This window comes from Rhodococcus sp. KBS0724 (assembly GCF_005938745.2).
Classification (GTDB): domain Bacteria; phylum Actinomycetota; class Actinomycetes; order Mycobacteriales; family Mycobacteriaceae; genus Rhodococcus_F.
Map to the genome: position 1 here is coordinate 339,460 of NZ_VCBX02000002.1, position 19,786 is coordinate 359,245.

Genomic DNA, 19,786 nt, shown 5'->3' on the forward strand with positions numbered 1-19,786 from the left:
CGCCCGCATGATTCTGTCGTGGGAGCGCCGTCGAGCGGGAACCTATCACTGGGCCAAACCCAAGAAACAGCATCCGGAAAAAATCGACGTGTAGACCTTCTACATATACCAACTGCAACCCGATTCGGCAGAATGCATTGCCGAGGTAATGGATAGGAATCTGATGAGTACATCGTCAATGGGCGCAGCACTCTCACCCTCAGAGCTTGCGACCCGGATTGTGCAAGCGGCCGGACATCCTGAGCGAATGATCGAGAATTTGGCACCAGATGTGACATGGTGGATCACCCCGTCGATCCCCGCTCAGGTGATGGAAAGCTTCACATCCGGCCGAGGTGAAGTGCTCGCTAATTTGCATCGTGTGTTCGGTGACCTGTACGACCCGAATAAGATGACTGTCGAAGTGCACCATGCGATTACCGACGGAAATATCGGAGCGGTTCGCTTCAAGATGAGTGGTGAATTCTCCACTGGTGGGTTCTACGAGAACGAATACAGTCTCTGGCTGGAGGCGATCGATGGCTGGGTCGTCAGAGTGTGGGAGTACGTGGATATGGCACACACGACTGCCCAAATCTACGCGGCTGCGTCAGATCGATGACCCAGTTGCAACCGACTACGACCAGCACTTGCGTGAGGTCAACGACCGACGCCGTGACGAAGCAACGGGAAGGTTGATTCATGTCGAAGATCTTGATTGTCGGGGGAGGTTTCGCCGGCGTATGGAGCGCCGCCAGCGCCGCGAAACTGCGGGGCGAGTGCGGTGTGGTTGACTCGGAACTGGAAATCGTTGTTGTCAGTGCCGGTGACGATCTGGTGATACGCCCGCGTTTGTACGAATCGGAACCTCACAATAAGCGCGTCCCACTCGACTCTATCCTGGGGCCGATAGGTGTCCGACGCGTGCCGGCAACTGTAACCGACATCGATACCGACGCCCGATCGGTCACAACAGTCGGTAGGGACGGGCGCAGCGCCGTAACAGCCTACGACCAGCTAATACTGGCGTCCGGCAGCCAGGTCGTGATGCCGAACATCGCGGGGGCAGAATATCTCTTTGACGTCGACACACTTGCCGGTGCTGCCCGACTCGATTCACATCTGCACCGACTTCCGCATGAAAGTGTCAGCACTGGGCAGTACACGATTGTGGTCGTGGGGGCAGGATTTACCGGACTCGAAATTGCTACGGAGTTGACACAGCGAGTTCGCGAGATCGCCGATGACCAGGCAGTAGTACGGGTGGTCTTGGTGGAGAGAGAGCGCCAGGTTGGGCTCGAGTTGGGCTCGGGCCCGCACCCTGCAATCTCCGCAGCACTGAGCGACCTCGGAATCGAGGTACTCCTCAACGTGAGTGTGGACAGTGTTCGCCCACATGGGCTTACTTTGTCCGATGGTACTGAAATCGACGCTCGCACGGTGGTGTGGACAGCGGGAATGACAGCAAGTCCACTGACGAAGTTCATTCCTGCGGAGCGTGATTGGCTAGGACGACTGTCAGTCGACGAGTACCTTCGTGTATGCGATGTCGGCGACGTCTATGCGGCGGGCGATACCGCGGCGGCGGTTGCAACGCACGGCCGGACAGTGATGCAGAGCTGCCAGTACGCGGTACCCCTCGGCAAATTTGCTGGCCACAATGCTGCAGCCGATCTGCTCGGAGAACCCCTCGTAGCCTTTTCCCCGGATGAATATCAGACGTGTCTGGCGCTAGGGGCGGCAGGGGCCGTGGTCACGACAGGTTGGGATCGCACAGTTGTGATGACTGGCAGTGCCGGACAACATCTCAAGGTAACCATCAACACAGAATGGATCTATCCGCCAGCGGATGACAAAGAGTCGCTTTTGGCATCGGCAGGCCCGAATGGTGCTCTGCCGGAATATATTCCACCCGTTCCGGCGCCTTGACCAACCTGATCCGTCGATTGTGCTGCCGATCGAGAGCCTGTGGCAGCACAATCGGTTCCGTAACGTGGCCCCGGTTCCAACATGCAATCGAATCCGCTGAAGGATCTACGTCTCGCGGTGAGAATGCGCGCTGGTAATACCTGATGAAACACCCCAACCGACACTGCTCCCCATGTCGGGTAACGGCAAGCCATACTCGAATTCTCAGTGGGTTGAGCGCGTTACGTCGCGAGCTGAATTTCGAAAACTAGTTGTTGTGGGTACGGACGTTGCTGACCTGGGGCTGAAGTAGACGGGCAGGTACTCGGTGTAAGAATGGGATTGCGACACAATCATTCTCGACCAGGAAGGGCCAGCCCTGCGTCGCACCGTAAGGACTCCTGACTGTGGAAGGAAGACGCCGCCTGATCGAGCGCTGCCACGACCGCCCGATCGCCCACATCGCCACATGGGTATCTCCCGTCAATGCGCCTCCAAGTGGGTCAACCGATTCAAACAGGTCGGCGACCTGGGATTGCAGGACCGATCCAGCGCGCCAGACCATCATCCGAGCGCCACAGTGACCGACATTGTTGTGCAGATCGAAGCCATGCGGCGAACACGAAAATAGTCTCCCCTCACGAATCGCGTTCGAACTACACACCGACGGCGCTGTCAACGCTCGTCGAAACGCCTGCAAAATCCGGCGAGGTCTGGGATTGCATCGTCGCGGGATCATAGACCCAAACAGCGAAAACACCTGAAAACACGAGTCATCGCCGCGAAACGGCCAGGTTAGATGGTCCACGTCGATGTGAAGAAAGCCAGCCATATCCCGGACGGTGGTAGTTGGCGTGCCCACGGACGCGGTTCCGCGCAGGCCAGCGATCGTAGCGCCGGAAAACGAAGAACAAGAACGCCCGGATCCCCTACACCTGACTGCATTCTGCGATCGACGACAACACTCGTTTGGCGTACGCCGAGGCCGGAGACAACGAAACTGCGGCAACGGCAATCGATTTCAGGAGCTGCGCCCGCGTTTCCTTCGCCGCACACGGCATCAGCTGCATCGAACGGGTGATCACCGGCAACGGATCATGTTATCGGGCAGCAGATTTAACATCCTCACTCCGCGAAGCTCGACACTATCGCATCAAGCCGTACATCGCGAAACACAACGAGAAGACCGAACGCTACAACCGCACCCTCTCCGAAGAAAGGCTCTACTCCCGCGAATACACCAGCGAGCAGCAACGGGTACTGCCGTTGAGGTGTGGAACGTTCACTACAATTACTGTGAGTCTTGGAGTAGCTGATCTGGAACTGGCTAGCAGGGTAGGCATCGTGCCGCTCCCTCGCCGTGGTCGTGACTCATACAATTGCTGGTGCGGACTTACACTCGCGAAGAGATGAGTTCATTGGCTCTGCGGAGCGCGAGAACCGCACTGTGGCGATCACGAGCGATCTCGAAACTTCCGGCGAGGAGAAACCACAGCCGCCAGTCAGCGGAGTCCGAATCGACGTCGGAACGACATTTCTCTACGTACGCCTTCGCATCTTCGGGAAGAACTCGGCCGGACGGGCGCCGAGGGAGGTCCGGGAAACCTCGATCGTCACCTTCCTCGATGAGCACTTTAAGTAAACGATCTGCTGATAGACCGAATCGAATCTGGTTCACGATCAATGCTGCGGCGACAGTTCCGATGACGACAAGGGAGACCCCCAGCGAGACACCCACCGGTGTACCTGTGAGTATTTGTGCGGTAGCTGGTGCGAGTAGGGCAAACACGCCGAGAAGGGCGAGAGTGGCTGCCATCAGGGAGACTAGTTTCTTGTTCATCGTTTGTCCTTCAACAGTGCTCTCACGACGAACACGGTGAACCACACCACGAACAGCGCGGCGAACACCAAGACGATCTCGAAGAATGTTCCGACGCTCATCTGTACGTATACCTTTCGAGTGTCAATTCAGGGGGTGGGGCAGAAGTCGGGCAGATTCCCGGACAAGATCCCGGCAGGGCATGGGTCGAATGTGAAGATCGTGAAGGTGCCGGCGATGAGCATCATGACTGCCGCACTACAGATGAGCATGGTCATCCAGAATCGAACGGGGGCGCGAGTCGAGTAGTCGGCGATGATGACGCGAACACCATTGGTGCCGTGCAGTACAGCGAGCCAGAGGATGGCAAAGTCCCACAATTGCCAGAATGGATTTGCCCACTTTCCAGCGACGAATGCGAAGTCGACTTTGTGGACGCCTTCACCGGCGACCAGATTGACGTACACATGCACGGTTACCAGGACGAGGAGTACGACACCGGACAGTCGCATGAAGATCCAGGCGAGTTTCTCGAAGTTGCCTCCGACGTTCGCTTTGGTCCGTAGGTCGCGTGTGGTGGTCGGGATGGACATACCCTCTCCTTTCAGATGTAGTGACTCAGGTGACGGATGACGAAGGGGATCATTGCCAGCACCCAGAGCACGACGACGATCCACAGCATGAGCTTGGATTTCTCGATCCCCTTGGACCAGAAGTCCAAAATCACAATCCGGATGCCGTTGAATCCATGACCGAGGATGGCTGCGACGAGGCCTATCTCTCCGATTCCCATGATGAGTGTCTTGTAGGTGTGAATCACTTCGTCGTACGCGGCAGGTGATACTCGCAACGTGAGGTTGTCTGCTACGTGAACGAGCAGGAAGACGTAGATCACCATCCCGCTGACACGCTGGGCCACCCATGCCCACATCGACAGGCCCCCACGGTAAAAGGTGTTGTGAACTGGGCGGGGAGGCTTCACCTCTGCCGCGTCACGCGTCAACATGAACATTCGCCAGCTTGGTCGGCGCAACGAGAATGTCGATACGGGAAATTGTCGAGGCGCTGACGGATAGCGAGACGACTGCGGTGACGTTGCCGGCGTGAAGCATCACCAAACCGGGTAGTCCGTTGATATCCATGATCCTGATGTCGAGTTGTGTGACCTTGTTGCGAAGGCCGACAATGAATCTGGATACTTTGTCTGCCCCCGACACCGGGCGCCGCGCCGCCGAGACCACGCCCCCTCCGTCGCTGGTCAGTACAACCTGGGGATCGAGAATCGTCAGAAGTGCGTCGACGTTTCCGCTGATCGCTGCTGCTTGGAATGCCTCGACCACTGCTCGATGTGAGCTGACATCGATATCGATGTGCGGAATGCCGGCGGCGACCTGTTTGCGGGCGCGAGCGGCGAGCTGCCGCACGGCCGCTGGAGTGCGACCGACAACGGTTGCGACATCTTGAAATGGCATCGAAAAGAGATCGTGAAGTACCCACGCGGTGCGTTGAGCGGGACTCAAGGTTTCCATGACAACGAGCAATGCAAAACTAACGGATTCATCTAATGTCACACGATCGGCGGGGTCCTGCGGTGCCTGTGAGGTGGTGTGCACGGTTGGCTCCGGAAGCCATGGACCTACGTACATTTCGCGGCGAACTCGCGCGGATCGGAGAGAGTCGAGCGCGTGGCGAGCGACCGCTACGGTGGTCCATGCACCAACGTCCTCGATTCGGGTTTGAGCGTTTGCTCTGACTAGCCGTAGCCAGCAGTCGGAGACAACGTCTTCTGCTTCGGCGTGGGTGCCGACCACCGCGTAGGCGATTCGGATCAGGCGTGGGCGGGCTGCACTGAACTCGCCTGCCAGCCGCTCCTCCGCCATGATCGGTGTTTCGAATGGGGTCGACATCGGGTTTTAGTCCTTTCGCATGGAAATCGGAACCTATTGGGAAGACGAGATAGACGGATTGAATGTGACAAAGCGGAGGTGAGGAGGATTCGAGTATTGCGTGTTGGGGTGGGTCCGTACATCGTGTGTCTGCTGAATCACCTGGTGATATGCCACGTCTTGACCTGGAGGCGGGTTGTCGTTGGCGGAAGCCGAACTACAAGGACGGGCGATTCGTGGGCAGATCTCGCGGCTTCCGTGCAGTACCGACATCAACAGGGGGCGATCGCCGGGTGGAACCGCGATTCGATCGCGAAGTGGGGATCCGTGGCGGACAATCCGACTTCAAGTACCTCTCACAGCAGCTTGGGGTCACGCCTCTCTCGAGTCACACCGCGAGCGGAGACCGGAGGGCGTGACACACCAGACAAGAGTCATCCCGACCTGAGGGAGACAGAATGTTCACGAGTCATTCCTTCCGGCCTACTACGACACGCTATGGGCTGCAATCCCGGTCACTTGCCGTAACACTCATGTAAGTCGGAATGTTCACTACAATTATTGTGAGTCTTGGAGTGGCTGTTCTGGAACTCTCACAAGTACGTGACCGCTGCCCGTGCGACTACTGCACAGCTGAAAAGACTTGGGTGCCCAGGGCACTTACCGACAAGCTCGTTGAAGGATTCCGACCCTGCAAGCAACCACATCTGACCCGACCAGCCGAGATTCTCCGCGTGGCGTTCGCCGACTATTCTGGACTGGTGCGTGGCCGAAGACTCTCACGTCCAACGCGTCGCAGCGGTGCAACGAATCTACCTCGAGCACCTGGCACTACCTTTCGGGCGTTGCTACATCGATGATTCCGGCAACGGCGTCGTCGCGGTCCTGCCGCCGAACGTACCGGAGCCTGATGAAAAGGCTGTCGAGAAGATCGTGGAACTGCGCGGAGATCGGTTAGAGCGGATTCTCCAGGCAGACGAACAACTGTCTGCGGTTTCCATCCCTGCGCACGCGTGGTCGGTGGCAACGATCGGTACGACGCCGCGCTCGCGCGGGACATGATTGGGTTCTGCGCTACTGCGACACGCATTGGGCGAACTGGATCGCTCCGGGGAGGCGTGCTTGCTCGATACCTCGACGGAACGGAATCTCCCGCTGTATGAACGGTTCGGGTTCACGATCGCTGGTGAAATCTCACTGACCGACGGTCTGGCGGATACACCGAACTCAGAGCTGATTCGCCGATTTCAGTAGTCGCCGAATCATTTTCGACAAGGATGCGAATTGGGTGATCGTGTTGACGGCAATCCACCTCGACACCGGCCAGGTCCTGCTCCACGAGAAGTCCCCGACCGCCAGAAGTTGATCGTCGTCGAGGGTCTCGATGTACTTGCGCAACAATGCGACAGCAACTCCCAAGCGATCGCGAAGCACCAGAATCGGAACGTCTGCACTTGCGTCGACAACCGACTGATTCAGTGCGGGAGTTTGCGTCCAGTTAAAGCCGGGTTCCGGTGTCTGCGGATTCTCGTCGCGCAGTCCGGCCGCGATCCACTCAGCCACCGCCTCGGCCCACCAGACGCGTACAGCGACGACGTCGTGAACAGTCCAAGCATCAACTGCGACCTCGTCGAACAGATCGGCTTCGGCCGCACGGTCGAGTAGCGCTTCGAGTTTCGAGTAGGCAGAGTCGAGTTCCGTTGCCAGCTCTTCGCGCGAGAGAACCTGCCCCACCACATCTCCGATCACCACAGGGGGTGGTGGATTCCGGTCCCTGTAGCGAAGACCAGAATTCACCTTGACTCGGGTGAGCCTAGTTCAGTTCGTCCACGAACGACTTGACATGCTCGGCGATAGCCGCCAAGGTCGCTGCACTCACCAGTGCTGTGATCGTGGTCGGGTGTGGAAGCGACGACTCCCGCTAGGCCACCTCGGTCAGCACGTCGACCAGCGGCACCATCGTCACTGACACCAGCGCCGACCTCAGCAGTATTGCGATCGGTTGGGGTGAGCAGCATTCCGACTGCGAGATCCACCACACCCAAACCCGAAGACGTGACCGTCGATGTTTGACGCTGGTGGCTAAGAGATGCGGGCGGCGAGGTACTCGGCGTTGTCGCGACTGGCGAGGGTGGACCAGCGGGTTGCCGCGGCTACCGCGTCCTCGCGGCGTCGTCTGCGAGACTTCCAAGCGGACCTTGTGCGGCAAGCCCTATGCACGTGAGGTTAGCGGCGGCCAGGGCGTGTCCGGTAATGCGAGATCCAAACCTCGAGTAGGGACAGGTCCCGCTGGAGCGGGGGGTCGCAACCGGCGAGGCCTGACGCCCTCATCAGTGGAGCTGTGTGCTCAACTCCCGCTGAAGGGGTGCATAGAAGGTACTGGCAGCAACTCGGCCTCGCCATTTACGTACCAGTAGTCACGAAACCCTTGGCTTGGCACTGAGATTGGGGCTTTGCGATGTCGGATCCGAAAACAGGTGCCTATGTAGGTACTTCGGCCCATGTGTATCGCATTTACCACTGGCAGGTTCAGAACGTGCCTACATACAGTGATCGAAGGTGACGGCAGTGACTACTGTCAGAGATCAATTGGACACGTGTCAGTTCCTGCTGAACCGTGCCCGGCTCGCCGAGGACGACGATGCAATCCGGCGACTCTCGGAGCGTCGAGACATGTTGGTTAAGCAGCTGGCTAGCATGGGATCTCACCTTCGTCTGGTGTAGGCAGCAGTCGGGCTGGAGGCGTTGCGATCTGGCCGCCTCGTGGTTTCATCTCAAGGTTTTCATTTCAAGGTCACGAATCCCCCAACCTTGCGATGAGGTTGGGGGTTTCGTTGGCATCTGCGCTGAGCACACAGCGCAGCGACCCGCTATCCGCGCCGAGATTCACGCCCCTCATAGCGAATCTCTGCATATTCACGGTAAGACTCGGTGAGAAGCAGATGCAGGTTTTGACGAGATTTCTTCAAGTGGGTGACCAAAATCCAAGCCTGTCTAGGTATGGACGGTATTCGTCGCCGCAGGGAAAGAGCTCACCGACGCGGGAGGTGGACGTGTTGCGCCGGTGAGCCGTACGCACCGAGTCGGACGATACGTAGCTGTGGCGCCCCGGCGAGCGACTGCCGGCTTGTCGGAATCGCTCGATCAGCGCGTTGTAGGCGGGCCGTCGGCGAGGGACTCCACGCCCGAGAAAATCCCCGTCGCGCAAGAAAAGGTAAACGGGAATCGGTGAATGTAACCATGTTAGGCGTCCCGCCGAATATGGTTGGGGTGCGGGCAGTTAGCCGCCTTTGATGATGTAGCTTGCGAGGGTAAATCCTCCTGCGAGGAAAACGCTCACTGCCAGCGCAGTGACAGGATCATGGCCTGCGCCGACAATGAATCCGCCTGCGGTACACGCGGCGACCGCGATGATTGCGGTGTCGATTTTGCTTCGACGTTCTTTGGGCATGGCTGCTTTCGTGGCAAACTCCGTTCTGTCCATCCCTCGGAATGGGCAGAACGGATATCGGGGCCTTGTCGGGCCGACTTCGCAGACGGTCCGACCAGGTTTACACGTTCCCCGGACCGAAGCGCATCGGTCCATGAAGCCCGTGCTCGAAAAGAAAAATTCGGTCGGTATTTATTGCTTGGGTTTAAGGTCCCGTTCTATGTCGAGGCGACGTGCGGGCAGGTTAATGCGGCGAACGGTCCTGGGGGGTGATGCCTGTCAGGGTCCGGCTGGGGGATGAGCGGCCGAGTGGGACTCGCCGGCCAGTGTGTGATCAGCAGGTCGGCGAGTCCTGGGCGTACCGAGAACCGAGGCGGAAAGCGGTGCGCCAGCCTTGTGCCCCGCCGACGATCTGGGGGATGTCACGCCGGCGGGGCGGCTCATCACGCGACTGGCCCAGCAGTCCGTTAGAGCGAAAAAACGATATACGGCACCGGGCGCCGAATGCCAGTCTTCGTCAGGTAACAGACACTTGAACGCTGAACTATCGCCAATTCATCCACAGCTGGTGGAGATAACTCGCGGCGCGGTGTATCGATATTGCCCGTGATTCGCTGTGCTAACAATCCCATATTCCATGGAAAAATTACGTGTATGAGCAAGAGTGGATTCAGTATGTGGGTTCGCGAACAGATCGATGTGCGGGGATATGCGAGCAATGAGGAAGCTGCGCGAGCCCTCACTGTCAGGATTTAGTGAGACACTCGGAGGCAACCGAGATCACTCACTGAGGGCATGAAACGAGCACCACCGATGACCAGCCCAAACCCCACGACAACACCAGATCCGCCAGTAGATCCCGCACCGAAACCGACCCGCCGAACATTCACCACCGAATACCGCAACAACATCCTCGACGAATACAACAGCGCCCCACACGGCGAAAAATCCGCAGTCCTACGCCGCGAAGGTTTGTACCAATCCCAACTCCGAGAATGGGCGCAAGCCAGAACTACAGCCGCCGGGAAGTCTCGACCGAAAGCTGCGACCAATCCCGACAACGACGCCGCGACACGTAAGGAAATGGCCCGCCTGACGCGCGAAAATGCCCGTCTGGCAAAGCAATTGACGCAGACGGAGGCCGCGCTCGAGATCATGGGAAAACTTCACGTGCTCTTGGAATCCATCTCCGAGAGCACGGACACACCGCCCTTACCGAAGACGCCCTGAACAGCACCTTCAGCGACCTCAGGGCCGCCGAAATCCCCACCAGACGATCCTGCATCCTGATCGGACGAGCCCGCGCCACCCACTACCGGCAGCAGCAACCACCCGTCCTGGGCCCCAAGAAACCGAGGACAGTCCCCGACAACGGCCAGGCACTCACCGCGTCCGAGCGCGCTCAGGTTCTATCCGTCATCAACAGCGACAAGAACGCTGACCTGGCCATATGCCAGATATGGGCCCGGGAACTCGACGAGGGAAACTACTGGTGTTCGGTGTCGAGCATGTATCGCATCGCCGCCGCGGCCGGACAAAACCGTGAACGCCGACGAACAGCGACACATCCACCGAAAGCGATCCCCGAGCTCCTCGCCGACGGACCTTCACAGGTCTGGACCTGGGATATCACCAAACTCCGCGGGCCCACCAAGGGCGTGTGGTTTCACCTGTACGTACTCATCGACATCTATTCCCGGTACAACCCGTCGTGGATTGTGGCTGCGCACGAAAGTGCCGAACTGGCAGCCGAATTCATCGAGGAAGCGATCGACCGGAACGGCATCGCCCCACACACCGTCCACGCTGACCGTGGCACCTCGATGACTTCCGGACTGGTGTCCGAACTTCTCAGCAACCTCGGCATCATCCGGTCACATTCACGACCTCGGGTCTCAAACGATAATCCATTTTCGGAAGCTCAGTTCAAGACTCTGAAGTATTTGCACGATTTCCCGAAATCGTTTGCATCACTGGAGGATGCACGAGTATTCCTGGAGGGATTCTTCAACGAGTACAACCACATTCACCGTCATTCGGGAATTGCCTGGCACACTCCGGCGTCGGTGCACTTCGCCGGCCGCTGACGCGGTCGACGAAGCCCGGCAGATCACCTTGAACGAGGCCTACGTCGCGAATCCGGCACGGTTTTCACGCCGGCCGTGTCCACCCGAGATGCCGACCGTATTCTTCATCAACGAACCTGTTGCCGAATCGCAAATCAACTGAACGTCACCGTCTCACTTGACTTGACACATAGCGGAGCGCTCCGCGTGTATCCGTCTGAGGTTCGCCAGTGGACGTCGATGGTGCGAGCTCCGTCGTCCCCGGAGGTGTTGCGACGGGTCGCGATGTTGTTCGATGTACCGATACAAGAAGTGCTGATTGCGTCGGGGTACATGACCGAGGAAGAAAGCCTTCCGGTGGATGCGGCGGCGATGTCCCTCCGTCAATTGTCCACCGATCAGATTCTTGACGAACTTCGCCGCCGGGCAAGCCTCGATAGTGGCGGGTCACCGGTTCCGGTGCGCGTCGACGGCGTAGTTGACCAACACTGACTGCCATCGATCAGGGTTAACGGTTCAGGCGACGTGCGCGGTAGTCGGGGTGAAGGGAATTAATGCCTCACCCGGGTTACGTGTGACCGCATTGCGGGTGAGGCGTGCATCGACGTTGGAGGGTCGGACGCAGACTGGACCTTACCGAACGAATATCCCGGTAGGTGACCCGCCTGGCCGGTCGTCAGTACCGGTCAGGCGGGTCGTGCGCACCAATCCTGGGGAGGCGGTGCGCAGTCTGGGTGGCCCGCCCGCCTCTGCTCGGTCGTGTGGGCCATGCGCGCCTGGCCGTCAAAGCGAACGCGCAATCCGAATATTGCTTCTTCAACGGACGGGACCCCCGGCGCCGCAAAGGCCGCCGGGGGTCTGGACTGAACTTCCTTTACACAACTGCACTCTTTCGAGCTTCCGGACTGGTGGTGACGTCCGGGAGCCGCTCTGAAAGGGGCTGCCGAGACCACACACGCAAACTTTTCGGTCTCGGCGCGACCCTGCCCTGCGGTACTGCTTGCGGGCAGTTCATCTCTCCCGCACTGTGTTGCTTCATACTTTGCTTACGATGCTTACGATAGAAAAGATACAACGGATCCACGACAATGTCTACCCCCGTCACTGTAGATATTTTCCAGTGAGTGGCAGTGATATAGGTAACCCGGGAAATGGCAACTCGTCGATGATCTTGCTCGCAGGGCTGCCCGACTTAGACCAGATATAGAACCACTTCGTTACGCGCAGCCCTCACTACCAGTAGTTCCGTCGTGAGTGTGTGACGGATGGTGCGCACGAGTGGGTGTGGTCGGGGGAGAATCCGTGAATGAACGAAAAGAACGGCCGAACCACTAGCGCGACGGTCGGAGAACGCACAAAACGCCCCGCACCTGACGGATCAGGGCGGGGTATAGTGAGCAACTTTTGAAGCAGCGCCGTGCGATGCGCATGAGTAATTCTGGGCGGATCGTGCAGTATCAATCGATCATGCAATTGAATCCTCAAGTAACAGTCACCCGAAGAAGACTGGCATAAGTCACTCAGCGCCGTATAAGTTTCTTTCGCTCTCACCGACTGCTGAGCCAGTTGTGTGGTCGAGTAGCCTCGCCGATGATGTTCCCCAGATCGTCGGCGGGGCACCACAAATCGGCACATTAATTACAGCGAAAGATCCAGCCATGTCGAGACACGAAATTCCGAGAGTCGAGCGCGAGGTCCGGCGAGCCGATCCAGCAGACAGACTGAAGACTTGGCTGGTCATTGCACTGTGCATTTTCACGCTATTTGCAGTTATCTGCGGCCTGATCTACGACAAGAGTCGCCTAGCCTGAGCAGCCTGTAGCGTCGTAAACAGGTGCAATCTGGAAGAGCTCTGTAAGGGACTTGTTTTGTGCCCAATTATCGGATCCGCTACGAACCTGCCAATGCAGTCCTCGAAAACGGAGAGTTCGACAACGACCGTGATGCGATCCGGTGGGCAAACGATACGCTCGAGCTGCATCCTCTCCGGGTAGTCAGATGCATTCTGGAAAAGCGGGTTGTCGATGATGCATGGACTTTTGCGGCGATGGTGGGACGCGTTTACGGGCAAACCGTTACGTGGGAGGAAATGATGACCCTTTTGGCGGCTTACAACCCGGCGTTATAGGTTGCCCTCATCAAGCCCGAGGTATTTCAGGGCAGCATGTGCGGCGTCGAGTCTGACCTGATACTCGTCAACCGCCTCACGCCTGGAAGCGCGTTCAGCCTTCTGCTCGGCTGACGGCCACCCACCGTCACGACCCCACTTCTGGATCGTGGCGGTGGATATTCCGGTCAAGTCCGCCATCTCCCGAATCGACCCGCCCGCGAGGAGGCCGGCCACGCCTCCATCGCTTCGAGGACACGTTTACGGTTGGATCGAAGGTCAAGGTCAATGTGTCTGGGCCGGGTGGCGGTGTGGTGATCCAGGATTACGCGGACATGGTCATCGATTCGGAGTCCGTGGGACGGGATTGGGCTCCGGTGCATCGGTGGGCTTCCGCACTCGATGACGGAAGACTGGTCTTTGCCGACGACGAAGATCTTTCGGCCGCCGACTGATGGATAGCTCGGACTCATGCGGGCGTTCTCGCCGAGAACTGCTCCCGCAACTGCCGCATGATCTGGGCACGAGTGTGAGCGTCAGCAACGTGTGAATCCCGCTCGTGCGCTTCGAGCCGACGCGCTGCTTGTTCGGCGAGACGAGTTCGATCGTTCTCACGGGCACGTTCGGTCGGGGAAAGCTGTGACCAGTCGATCTGTGTCAGTCTCCAGCGCAGGAAGGCAGTCGGGCGTGTGAGTTGTGTGGGCCAGACCCAGTCCCGGGCTTGGGTGTCTGTGGTGAGTTCGCGGGCGATATCGCGGCCGGTCCATCGGGCGGTGTCGATGCCGGCTTGGTCGAGGACGTCGCAGATGTGTCCGACGTGCCGGACTGTTTTCAGTGCCGGGATGTGGGCGATCAGTTGGGCGGTGGTGCGTTGCAATTCGATTGGGCGTGGTGTGGATTTTTGTGTGTTCTTCGGGTTGCCCGCTCGCGTGTGCGCGTGCGTTGGTGAGAACTTGAAAACTAGAGATTGAAGAACAAATCCCCCGGAGGGGGATAGGGGGACACGGCCGGTGGTTTGTGGAGAAGTTCGTGAGGCTGTGCGGGTGCGGTGTGCGGCGGTGCGAAGTGTTGCGCGAGAAGGTTTTCTGGACTTCGTGACGGGCGCAGTGATGGCAGCGACCGCGGTGCGGAGTGAGATCAGTGCCCACACGGATGCTGCACGGAACTGCCGGTGCCCGTGGTGCGCTTCAGCGGCCATCGATCGAGGGTGGTGAGGTAACGGCCTCGCTCTTGTTCGACGGCCATGCCGAGGGCGCCCAGGACTCGTCTGGCTCGTTTGACGACAGTAACGCTGACTCCGGCGCGGCTGGGGATCCTCTCGCGGGAGGCGGTGACGCCGCGCCCGGTCTTTCCCTCTGCCAGGAAGGCATGTGTGACGGCGACAGCGAATGCTGCTTCGGTGCTGATGATGTTTTTCTTACAGCGTTCGGTGCCGGTGGGGGAGTTGAGCAGGGTTCGGACTTGGTGCTGCCATTGGGTGCGACCGGACCAGATGGGGGTTCGGGCGTGCTTGCCAGTGGCTACGGGCAGAGCCCAGGAGTTTCCTCGCTGCCCACTTTCGGCGTTCAGCGCCTCGATGCGGGCGACGTTTTCGGTGGCCACACGTACTGCTGTGACCCATGCGTCGGTGAAACGCACACCCAAACCTGTAGAAACGATCTGAGAGCGATTCGGTTGCCAGGCTCTCGCGAGCAAACAGAAACCAGTCGGTGGGGTGCGTGTCGCCGTGCTTGTAGCTGAGCGAATGACGCGTTGCAGCCGAGAATGAGGGAATGAGCCTGAGTGTGTGTACCGACGTATCGGCGGCCGATTGGTTGGTTGGGCAGGATCTGCCGTGGTACCGACTCGCCGTGAGCGGTCCGATCGGGTTCCCGGCGTATGCGAGGTTGCGTTTCATACCGGATCCGACATACGAGGGTCAAAGAGAAAACGACGCTAGCAGTCCAGCCGCCGCTCTCACCCTTGCGGACGATGGCTATCTCACCGAGAATGACCAGTTCAAGATTGTCGCAGAGATCTTGACCCCCTACACCAGCACACCCGAGGACTGCTTCTTCTGCTTGTGGGACGGTTGGGGCTGGGACGTCACCGGTGACGACCTTTCGATGGTGAAGATCCCTAACCGTGACTACTGGTTGTTCCGTGGTGCACTCACTGATCTGGGTGACTGGGGGTGCGCCGTCAAGACGGAGAGGTATGAGACGGTGCAGAATCCTGCGTTTATGTGGCCAGCGGATCATGCTTGGTGTGTCACGGGCGATGTCGATCCGCACTTCGCGGTGATCGCGGGGCCTGCCGAAGCGATCGACCTCATTCTCGCGGATCCTCGACTCGACGCGGTAGTCGTTGACCCGAATGTTTCCCCACCCCGTTACTACTGAACGCCCGCGAGTGGCGGGGAGGGGGAATCATCCTGTTTGTCGATGGTCAATATGCACACCGCGGAAAGGGGCTGAGAGCGTTCTGGTTCCTGAGGAAGGTTGAACATGTCCAAGCGAGGGGGATCGTTTACAACGCGACGACAGGAGCGACGGTGAGTCGCACCGGAGTTTCCGGGGTACATCACGACCAAAATATGAGGGTGGTCTACGGATCAGGTGGAGGCCGAGTTCTATGCAATTGTCGCTGACTCTGCGCAGGCGCCGACTGAACTGGTACCTCGTTCGTCAGATGTAGTACTGCAGATGTAGTACTACAGATTGATGTGCAGTCGAGTACCTGCTGATTGACTCTCTCCCGGAAGGGAGTCGTCAATGAGTAGGTCCGCCAACCGAAGCCGCTGGTCGATCGTTGCGTTGTCATGCGCCGGAGCGGCATTGGTGGCCGCATTCGTTCTGGGCCCGGCCGCGTTGTTACGCGGACGCTATCCGCAGTTCCAGGATCAATCCGTCATGAGTGAGCTGCTCGGCCGCGGCTTGGTCGACTACTGGGGTAACGGAGTCCGCACCTATCCTCCAGGCTTGGCGGAGATGGTGGACTACTGGTTCGAGTGGCACGCGATCAAGATCGTCATCTCGGTGCTGCTGACCGCGGTTCTGGGTCTGCTCGCGGCGACTCTGTGGCGGCGATCTCTGACTGCCGGCGTAGGTTGCGTGGTCGCGGCGGCCACTACGACTGTGCTGTCATTGTTTTCGGTGTTTGTGGCTGTGCTCAACATCCAGTCGACGGTCGCACCCGTAGTCGCGCTGCTTCCGATGCTCTCCGCTGACAACGCGGACGGGCAGACAGCGCAGTCTCTGATCGAGAACGGTGTGCAGAGCGGAGACTTCAGGCTGCCACTGCTGGAGTTGCTCACACAGGTCGAGCACTACAACTGGGCGGCGATTGTCGCTACCGCCGTGGTGATCGCTGTAGTCGCAACCGGAACTGTCATCGCCTTCCGACGCTACAGATCGTCGGACTCGACAAATGGTGCCCACCGTCGGATGTTCGTCGCCCTCGGATCGCTCGGTGCTGTGATGACCATTGCGATGGCGCTGCTGTTCGTCGCGGCCGTTGTTTCGGTCGTCGATCCAGGAGAAGCCCTGCTCGGCGTGGTCGGCCTGTGACTCTATTGCCGGCTGCGATCGCGGGCACGTGCACGGAACTGGCCGATTGCAAGGACGGTCGACGCGACCTCCAAGAGGGTGAGGGGGACTTGAGCGCGGGGAGCGTGGAATCTAATGCGACGATCTGCCACACCACCCACCCGATGGTCACCAGACCCACGCACGCGACATGCACCGCAGCTTCGGAGGCGTCGACGAGCACGGCAGCCACGCAGATCAACGGTCCGAGCCCGAGAAAGAACAGCACGAACAACCGGATATGCAGGTTGCACGTCTTCAAATGGAGCTTTTCCCGAGCGATATGCTCGATACATGGCGAATGAACCGTCAGGAACAAGCACTTGGATGACGGCGCCGGCGAAACTGAAAACGCTACTGTCCCAATAGTTTTGATACTACGTGGATCGTAATGATGCGAGGCTACTTTCTTCTGACCATAGCTGGGTTGATTTCCATCTTTCGAACGCCGCACGCCCGCGCCGCATCAAAATTCTGGTGGTTTCCGCTTGTCATCGTGATCCCCTCGTCGGAGCAGTAGCCTGGTTTCTGTTTGGAGCACCTCCACTGCGTCGACGCGCCCAGGCCGACCCACTCTCGTAGTCCGCGCACCCTAGCTAGATATCAAAGACCATCACCGAGAGGGGGCTGATTTCGCTCGCAGGCCATGGCGAGTTTTCCCACCTCAAGGACGTGGATCAAACGGTGCTGACCACCGCTGTCGGCTGTTTCGGGGTAGGCGTTTTCAGCCATATTTACACTCCTACCCCCTAGTCATCAGGCTTCGCCCAAACAGAACTATTCACCTCACCCCGAGAACCGGCTGAGAGCCTTTCTGAGATTTTTAACCATCGACAAAATGGACTGCACCTCCAATGCGTAACGGCCACCCCAGAACCACATAGTGTCCTTGTATGAGTGGACGTTTCATACCTGGGGTCTTTGTCGCTGTCGTCAGTGTGGTCGCGGTGGCACTGGTCTGGATGGGCGTCCGCGACGACTACGAATCATTCACTCCACCGGCCGCGACAGCAGTCGATCGGGCGGACTGTCTCGACTCCGATATCGCCACAGCACTGGTCGCGCCCGAGGCCCGAGACAACAGCAGTGCTCTTCGTAGTGAGGGAAGTGGTTACCCCCCTGCTGATTTCAGCCCTATTGCTGTTGTTCGATGCGAACGCGGTGAAACGTCCGACGGTAGATTGACCATCGACTCCGTACGCCTCGAGGGCGACATGCACGCGGTCAATGATGCATTCTGCGAACAGTCGCGTCCGAAAAGCGGTGCCGAGGCATTGAGGGTGCGCGGACGAGGTCTTCCCGGCTCGTCCTTAGCGATCACAAACGAAGTGCGGTCTGAACGAGGCCTGCGACTGCGCGAGATCGACTGTGCGGGGGCCAGGCAATGACGGTGGTGATGACTGGCGCGTCCACGACGGGCACGGCGACCAAGTCGTCGTGCAGCTGTGACCGACAGGAGTCCGGTGCCACCATGAGGGTGCGGCCTAGGGAGATCAGCTGGAGGAGTTGCGTGTGGCTTTGGACCTCCGGACCTGGACCGATCGCGTACGTCCCGTCGGGCCCGGGCCAGCGAGGAAGTGGAAGATTCGGTACCTCGGCGAGGTCACTGAGGCGTAGATGCTTGCGTGTGGTGAGCGGGTGCCCGGCCGGAAGTACCGCGACTTGGCCTTCGGTGTGGAGTTCCTCGATGTCGAGACCGGACGTCTCGTCGAACGGCCGATGAAGAATTGCTACATCGGCGCGGCCGGTGCGCAAGACTCGTTCCTGCTCACCGGGGCCACACAGCATGACGTCGACGCGGATCGAATCTGGCTCGGCGGCGTAAGCGTCTAGCAACTTGGCGAGCAGCTCACTGGAAGCTCCGGCCTTGGTGGCAAGAATGACACTGGGTTCGACGGCGGGTTCGACGGCCGCGCGCCGAGTGCGGTACTCGGCGGCTTCGATGGAGTCGAGGGCTGCCCGTCCCTCGTGCAGGAGGACCTCACCTGCCTTCGTCAGGGTGACTGATCGGCTGTCGCGATGCAACAAGGAAGCACCCAGACGGCGTTCCAGCTGGCTTATCGCTCGTGACAGCGGAGGCTGCGCCATGCCCAAGCGCTGCGCTGCCCGACCGAAGTGCAGCTCTTCGGCTACGGCGACGAAGTACCGCAGCTCTCGGGTTTCCATGTCGTCAAAATATCAGCGACACGTCCGGCGATACCTGTGGGGTATCGCCGCTGACTGAAACGGTGTTGAAGGTCTGCGCGTGGGGCTACACCATCGAGAACATGAGTGAAAAGAAGACCGCACTGGTCACAGGAGCGAACAAAGGTATTGGCTACGAGATCGCGGCGGGGCTAGGGGCACTGGGCTGGAGTGTCGGAGTCGGCGCGCGTGACCAGACGCGACGGAATGACGCCGTGGCTCGACTACGCGAAGCGGATGTCGACGCCTTCGCCGTGCCGCTGGACGTAACCGACGACAGCAGCGTCGCGGCAGCCGCAGATCTGCTTGTCAGGCGTGTCGGACACCTCGACGCCTTAATTAACAACGCCGGCATCACAGGTGGTGGGCCTCAGCAGCCGAGCACGGTCGACCTCGACATCATTCGCACAGTTGTCGAGACCAACGTGATCGGAGTCATCCGCGTCACCAATGCCATGTTGCCGCTGCTGCGACAGTCCGCTGCACCGCGAATCGTCAATGTGTCGAGCAGCGTCGGATCGTTGACACGGCAGTCGGGCCCGGCAAGCGAAACCACCACGGGCCCAGTCTCCGTGGCCTACGCACCTTCAAAGACATTCCTCAACGCGGTGATGCTGCAGTATGTCCAGGAGCTGGCAGACACCAACATCCTGATCAACGCCGCTTGCCCAGGCTTCGTGGCTACCGACCTCAATGGCTTCCGCGGGATTCGCACCCCAGCGCAGGGCGCGACGACAGTCATCCGGCTCGCCACCCTTCCCGACGATGGACCGACTGGCGGATTCTTCGAAGACGCCGGCAGCGTGCCCTGGTGACACGTCACAAACCCCAGATCAATGCA

The 19,786-nt window shown here is 59.2% G+C and carries 23 protein-coding genes; 12 read left to right on the top strand and 11 right to left on the bottom strand.

Annotated features, from left to right (window positions below; translation table 11 throughout):
• Positions 1-163: 163 nt before the first annotated feature.
• The 3 genes from FFI94_RS32460 to FFI94_RS34885 all read left to right on the top strand — a co-directional run bounded on the left by FFI94_RS32460 (position 164) and on the right by FFI94_RS34885 (position 2,518).
• Positions 164-601 (top strand): nuclear transport factor 2 family protein, encoded by a 438-nt coding sequence (locus FFI94_RS32460; protein WP_185993493.1) that lies wholly within the window; start codon positions 164-166, stop codon positions 599-601.
• A gap of 80 nt (positions 602-681) precedes the next feature.
• Positions 682-1,908 carry an NAD(P)/FAD-dependent oxidoreductase gene (locus FFI94_RS32465; RefSeq protein ID WP_138873976.1) on the top strand — a complete coding sequence of 409 codons (1,227 nt, stop codon included), beginning with the start codon at positions 682-684 and terminating at the stop codon, positions 1,906-1,908.
• Positions 1,909-2,356: 448 nt separating this feature from the next.
• A complete protein-coding gene (locus FFI94_RS34885; RefSeq protein WP_138873977.1) occupies positions 2,357-2,518 on the top strand; it encodes a leucine zipper domain-containing protein in 162 nt (53 codons plus the stop codon).
• A 298-nt stretch (positions 2,519-2,816) separates the two neighbouring features.
• On the opposite strand, the gene FFI94_RS34095 is transcribed toward FFI94_RS34885, so the two are convergent.
• The 5 genes from FFI94_RS34095 to sigJ all read right to left on the bottom strand — a co-directional run bounded on the left by FFI94_RS34095 (position 2,817) and on the right by sigJ (position 5,613).
• Entirely contained in the window at positions 2,817-2,978 is a 162-nt protein-coding gene (locus FFI94_RS34095; protein ID WP_221937824.1) for a hypothetical protein, read from the bottom strand.
• Between the two features lie 302 nt (positions 2,979-3,280).
• Positions 3,281-3,727: a hypothetical protein gene (locus tag FFI94_RS32480; protein ID WP_138873978.1), complete on the bottom strand. Its 447-nt coding sequence runs from the start codon at positions 3,725-3,727 to the stop codon at positions 3,281-3,283.
• A gap of 128 nt (positions 3,728-3,855) precedes the next feature.
• A complete protein-coding gene (locus FFI94_RS32485; RefSeq protein WP_138873754.1) occupies positions 3,856-4,299 on the bottom strand; it encodes a succinate dehydrogenase in 444 nt (147 codons plus the stop codon).
• A gap of 11 nt (positions 4,300-4,310) precedes the next feature.
• Positions 4,311-4,712, bottom strand: coding sequence for a succinate dehydrogenase, cytochrome b556 subunit (gene sdhC, locus FFI94_RS32490; protein WP_138873753.1), 402 nt, complete (start codon positions 4,710-4,712; stop codon positions 4,311-4,313).
• Positions 4,699-5,613: an RNA polymerase sigma factor SigJ gene (gene sigJ / locus FFI94_RS32495; RefSeq protein ID WP_138873752.1), complete on the bottom strand. Its 915-nt coding sequence runs from the start codon at positions 5,611-5,613 to the stop codon at positions 4,699-4,701. Before sigJ ends, sdhC begins: the two co-directional genes overlap by 14 nt.
• A 744-nt stretch (positions 5,614-6,357) precedes the next feature.
• Between sigJ and FFI94_RS34550 the strand changes: the two genes are divergently transcribed.
• Positions 6,358-6,654 carry a hypothetical protein gene (locus FFI94_RS34550; protein ID WP_260684533.1) on the top strand — a complete coding sequence of 99 codons (297 nt, stop codon included), beginning with the start codon at positions 6,358-6,360 and terminating at the stop codon, positions 6,652-6,654.
• A 165-nt stretch (positions 6,655-6,819) separates the two neighbouring features.
• Here FFI94_RS34550 and FFI94_RS32505 read toward each other — a convergent pair whose 3' ends face one another.
• Together FFI94_RS32505 and FFI94_RS33955 are read right to left on the bottom strand one after the other, a co-directional pair.
• Positions 6,820-7,344, bottom strand: coding sequence for a ClbS/DfsB family four-helix bundle protein (locus tag FFI94_RS32505; RefSeq protein WP_260684532.1), 525 nt, complete (start codon positions 7,342-7,344; stop codon positions 6,820-6,822).
• A 1,528-nt stretch (positions 7,345-8,872) separates the two neighbouring features.
• Entirely contained in the window at positions 8,873-9,043 is a 171-nt protein-coding gene (locus FFI94_RS33955) for a hypothetical protein (protein ID WP_185993495.1), read from the bottom strand.
• A 792-nt stretch (positions 9,044-9,835) separates the two neighbouring features.
• On the opposite strand from FFI94_RS33955, the gene FFI94_RS32510 reads away from it, so the two are divergent.
• From FFI94_RS32510 to FFI94_RS32520, 3 genes are all read left to right on the top strand, one after another.
• On the top strand, positions 9,836-10,252 hold the full coding sequence (locus FFI94_RS32510; RefSeq protein ID WP_185993334.1) for a transposase: 417 nt from the start codon (positions 9,836-9,838) through the stop codon (positions 10,250-10,252).
• A gap of 278 nt (positions 10,253-10,530) precedes the next feature.
• Complete coding sequence (locus tag FFI94_RS32515; protein WP_138870639.1) at positions 10,531-11,109, top strand: DDE-type integrase/transposase/recombinase; 579 nt, start codon at positions 10,531-10,533, stop codon at positions 11,107-11,109.
• 186 nt (positions 11,110-11,295) lie between these two features.
• Entirely contained in the window at positions 11,296-11,580 is a 285-nt protein-coding gene (locus FFI94_RS32520) for an XRE family transcriptional regulator (protein WP_138873979.1), read from the top strand.
• Positions 11,581-13,210: 1,630 nt separating this feature from the next.
• Here the strand turns inward: FFI94_RS32520 and FFI94_RS32525 are convergent.
• The gene (locus tag FFI94_RS32525; RefSeq protein ID WP_138873981.1) at positions 13,211-13,432 is read right to left on the bottom strand and encodes a hypothetical protein; all 222 of its coding nucleotides are present in this window, start codon (positions 13,430-13,432) and stop codon (positions 13,211-13,213) included.
• Positions 13,433-13,485: 53 nt separating this feature from the next.
• Here FFI94_RS32525 and FFI94_RS33960 point away from each other — a divergent pair, with 53 nt between their 5' ends.
• Positions 13,486-13,650 carry a hypothetical protein gene (locus FFI94_RS33960; RefSeq protein WP_185993496.1) on the top strand — a complete coding sequence of 55 codons (165 nt, stop codon included), beginning with the start codon at positions 13,486-13,488 and terminating at the stop codon, positions 13,648-13,650.
• Positions 13,651-13,664: 14 nt separating this feature from the next.
• Here the strand turns inward: FFI94_RS33960 and FFI94_RS32530 are convergent, their stop codons facing one another.
• Together FFI94_RS32530 and FFI94_RS32535 are read right to left on the bottom strand one after the other, a co-directional pair.
• A complete protein-coding gene (locus tag FFI94_RS32530) occupies positions 13,665-14,072 on the bottom strand; it encodes a hypothetical protein (protein WP_138873982.1) in 408 nt (135 codons plus the stop codon).
• 260 nt (positions 14,073-14,332) lie between these two features.
• Entirely contained in the window at positions 14,333-14,833 is a 501-nt protein-coding gene (locus tag FFI94_RS32535; RefSeq protein WP_138873983.1) for a hypothetical protein, read from the bottom strand.
• A gap of 134 nt (positions 14,834-14,967) precedes the next feature.
• Here FFI94_RS32535 and FFI94_RS32540 point away from each other — a divergent pair, with 134 nt between their 5' ends.
• The 3 genes from FFI94_RS32540 (at position 14,968) to FFI94_RS32550 (ending at position 18,149) form a co-directional block, all read left to right on the top strand.
• Positions 14,968-15,576 carry a hypothetical protein gene (locus FFI94_RS32540; RefSeq protein WP_138873984.1) on the top strand — a complete coding sequence of 203 codons (609 nt, stop codon included), beginning with the start codon at positions 14,968-14,970 and terminating at the stop codon, positions 15,574-15,576.
• 372 nt (positions 15,577-15,948) lie between these two features.
• Positions 15,949-16,743, top strand: coding sequence for a hypothetical protein (locus FFI94_RS32545; protein WP_138873985.1), 795 nt, complete (start codon positions 15,949-15,951; stop codon positions 16,741-16,743).
• A 911-nt stretch (positions 16,744-17,654) separates the two neighbouring features.
• Positions 17,655-18,149: a hypothetical protein gene (locus FFI94_RS32550; RefSeq protein ID WP_260684567.1), complete on the top strand. Its 495-nt coding sequence runs from the start codon at positions 17,655-17,657 to the stop codon at positions 18,147-18,149.
• Here FFI94_RS32550 and FFI94_RS34675 read toward each other — a convergent pair.
• A complete protein-coding gene (locus FFI94_RS34675; protein WP_138873986.1) occupies positions 18,079-18,927 on the bottom strand; it encodes a LysR family transcriptional regulator in 849 nt (282 codons plus the stop codon). The two genes, FFI94_RS32550 and FFI94_RS34675, sit on opposite strands and share 71 nt — an antisense overlap.
• A gap of 101 nt (positions 18,928-19,028) precedes the next feature.
• On the opposite strand from FFI94_RS34675, the gene FFI94_RS32560 reads away from it, so the two are divergent.
• A complete protein-coding gene (locus tag FFI94_RS32560) occupies positions 19,029-19,760 on the top strand; it encodes an SDR family oxidoreductase (RefSeq protein WP_138873987.1) in 732 nt (243 codons plus the stop codon).
• Positions 19,761-19,786 lie beyond the last annotated feature (26 nt).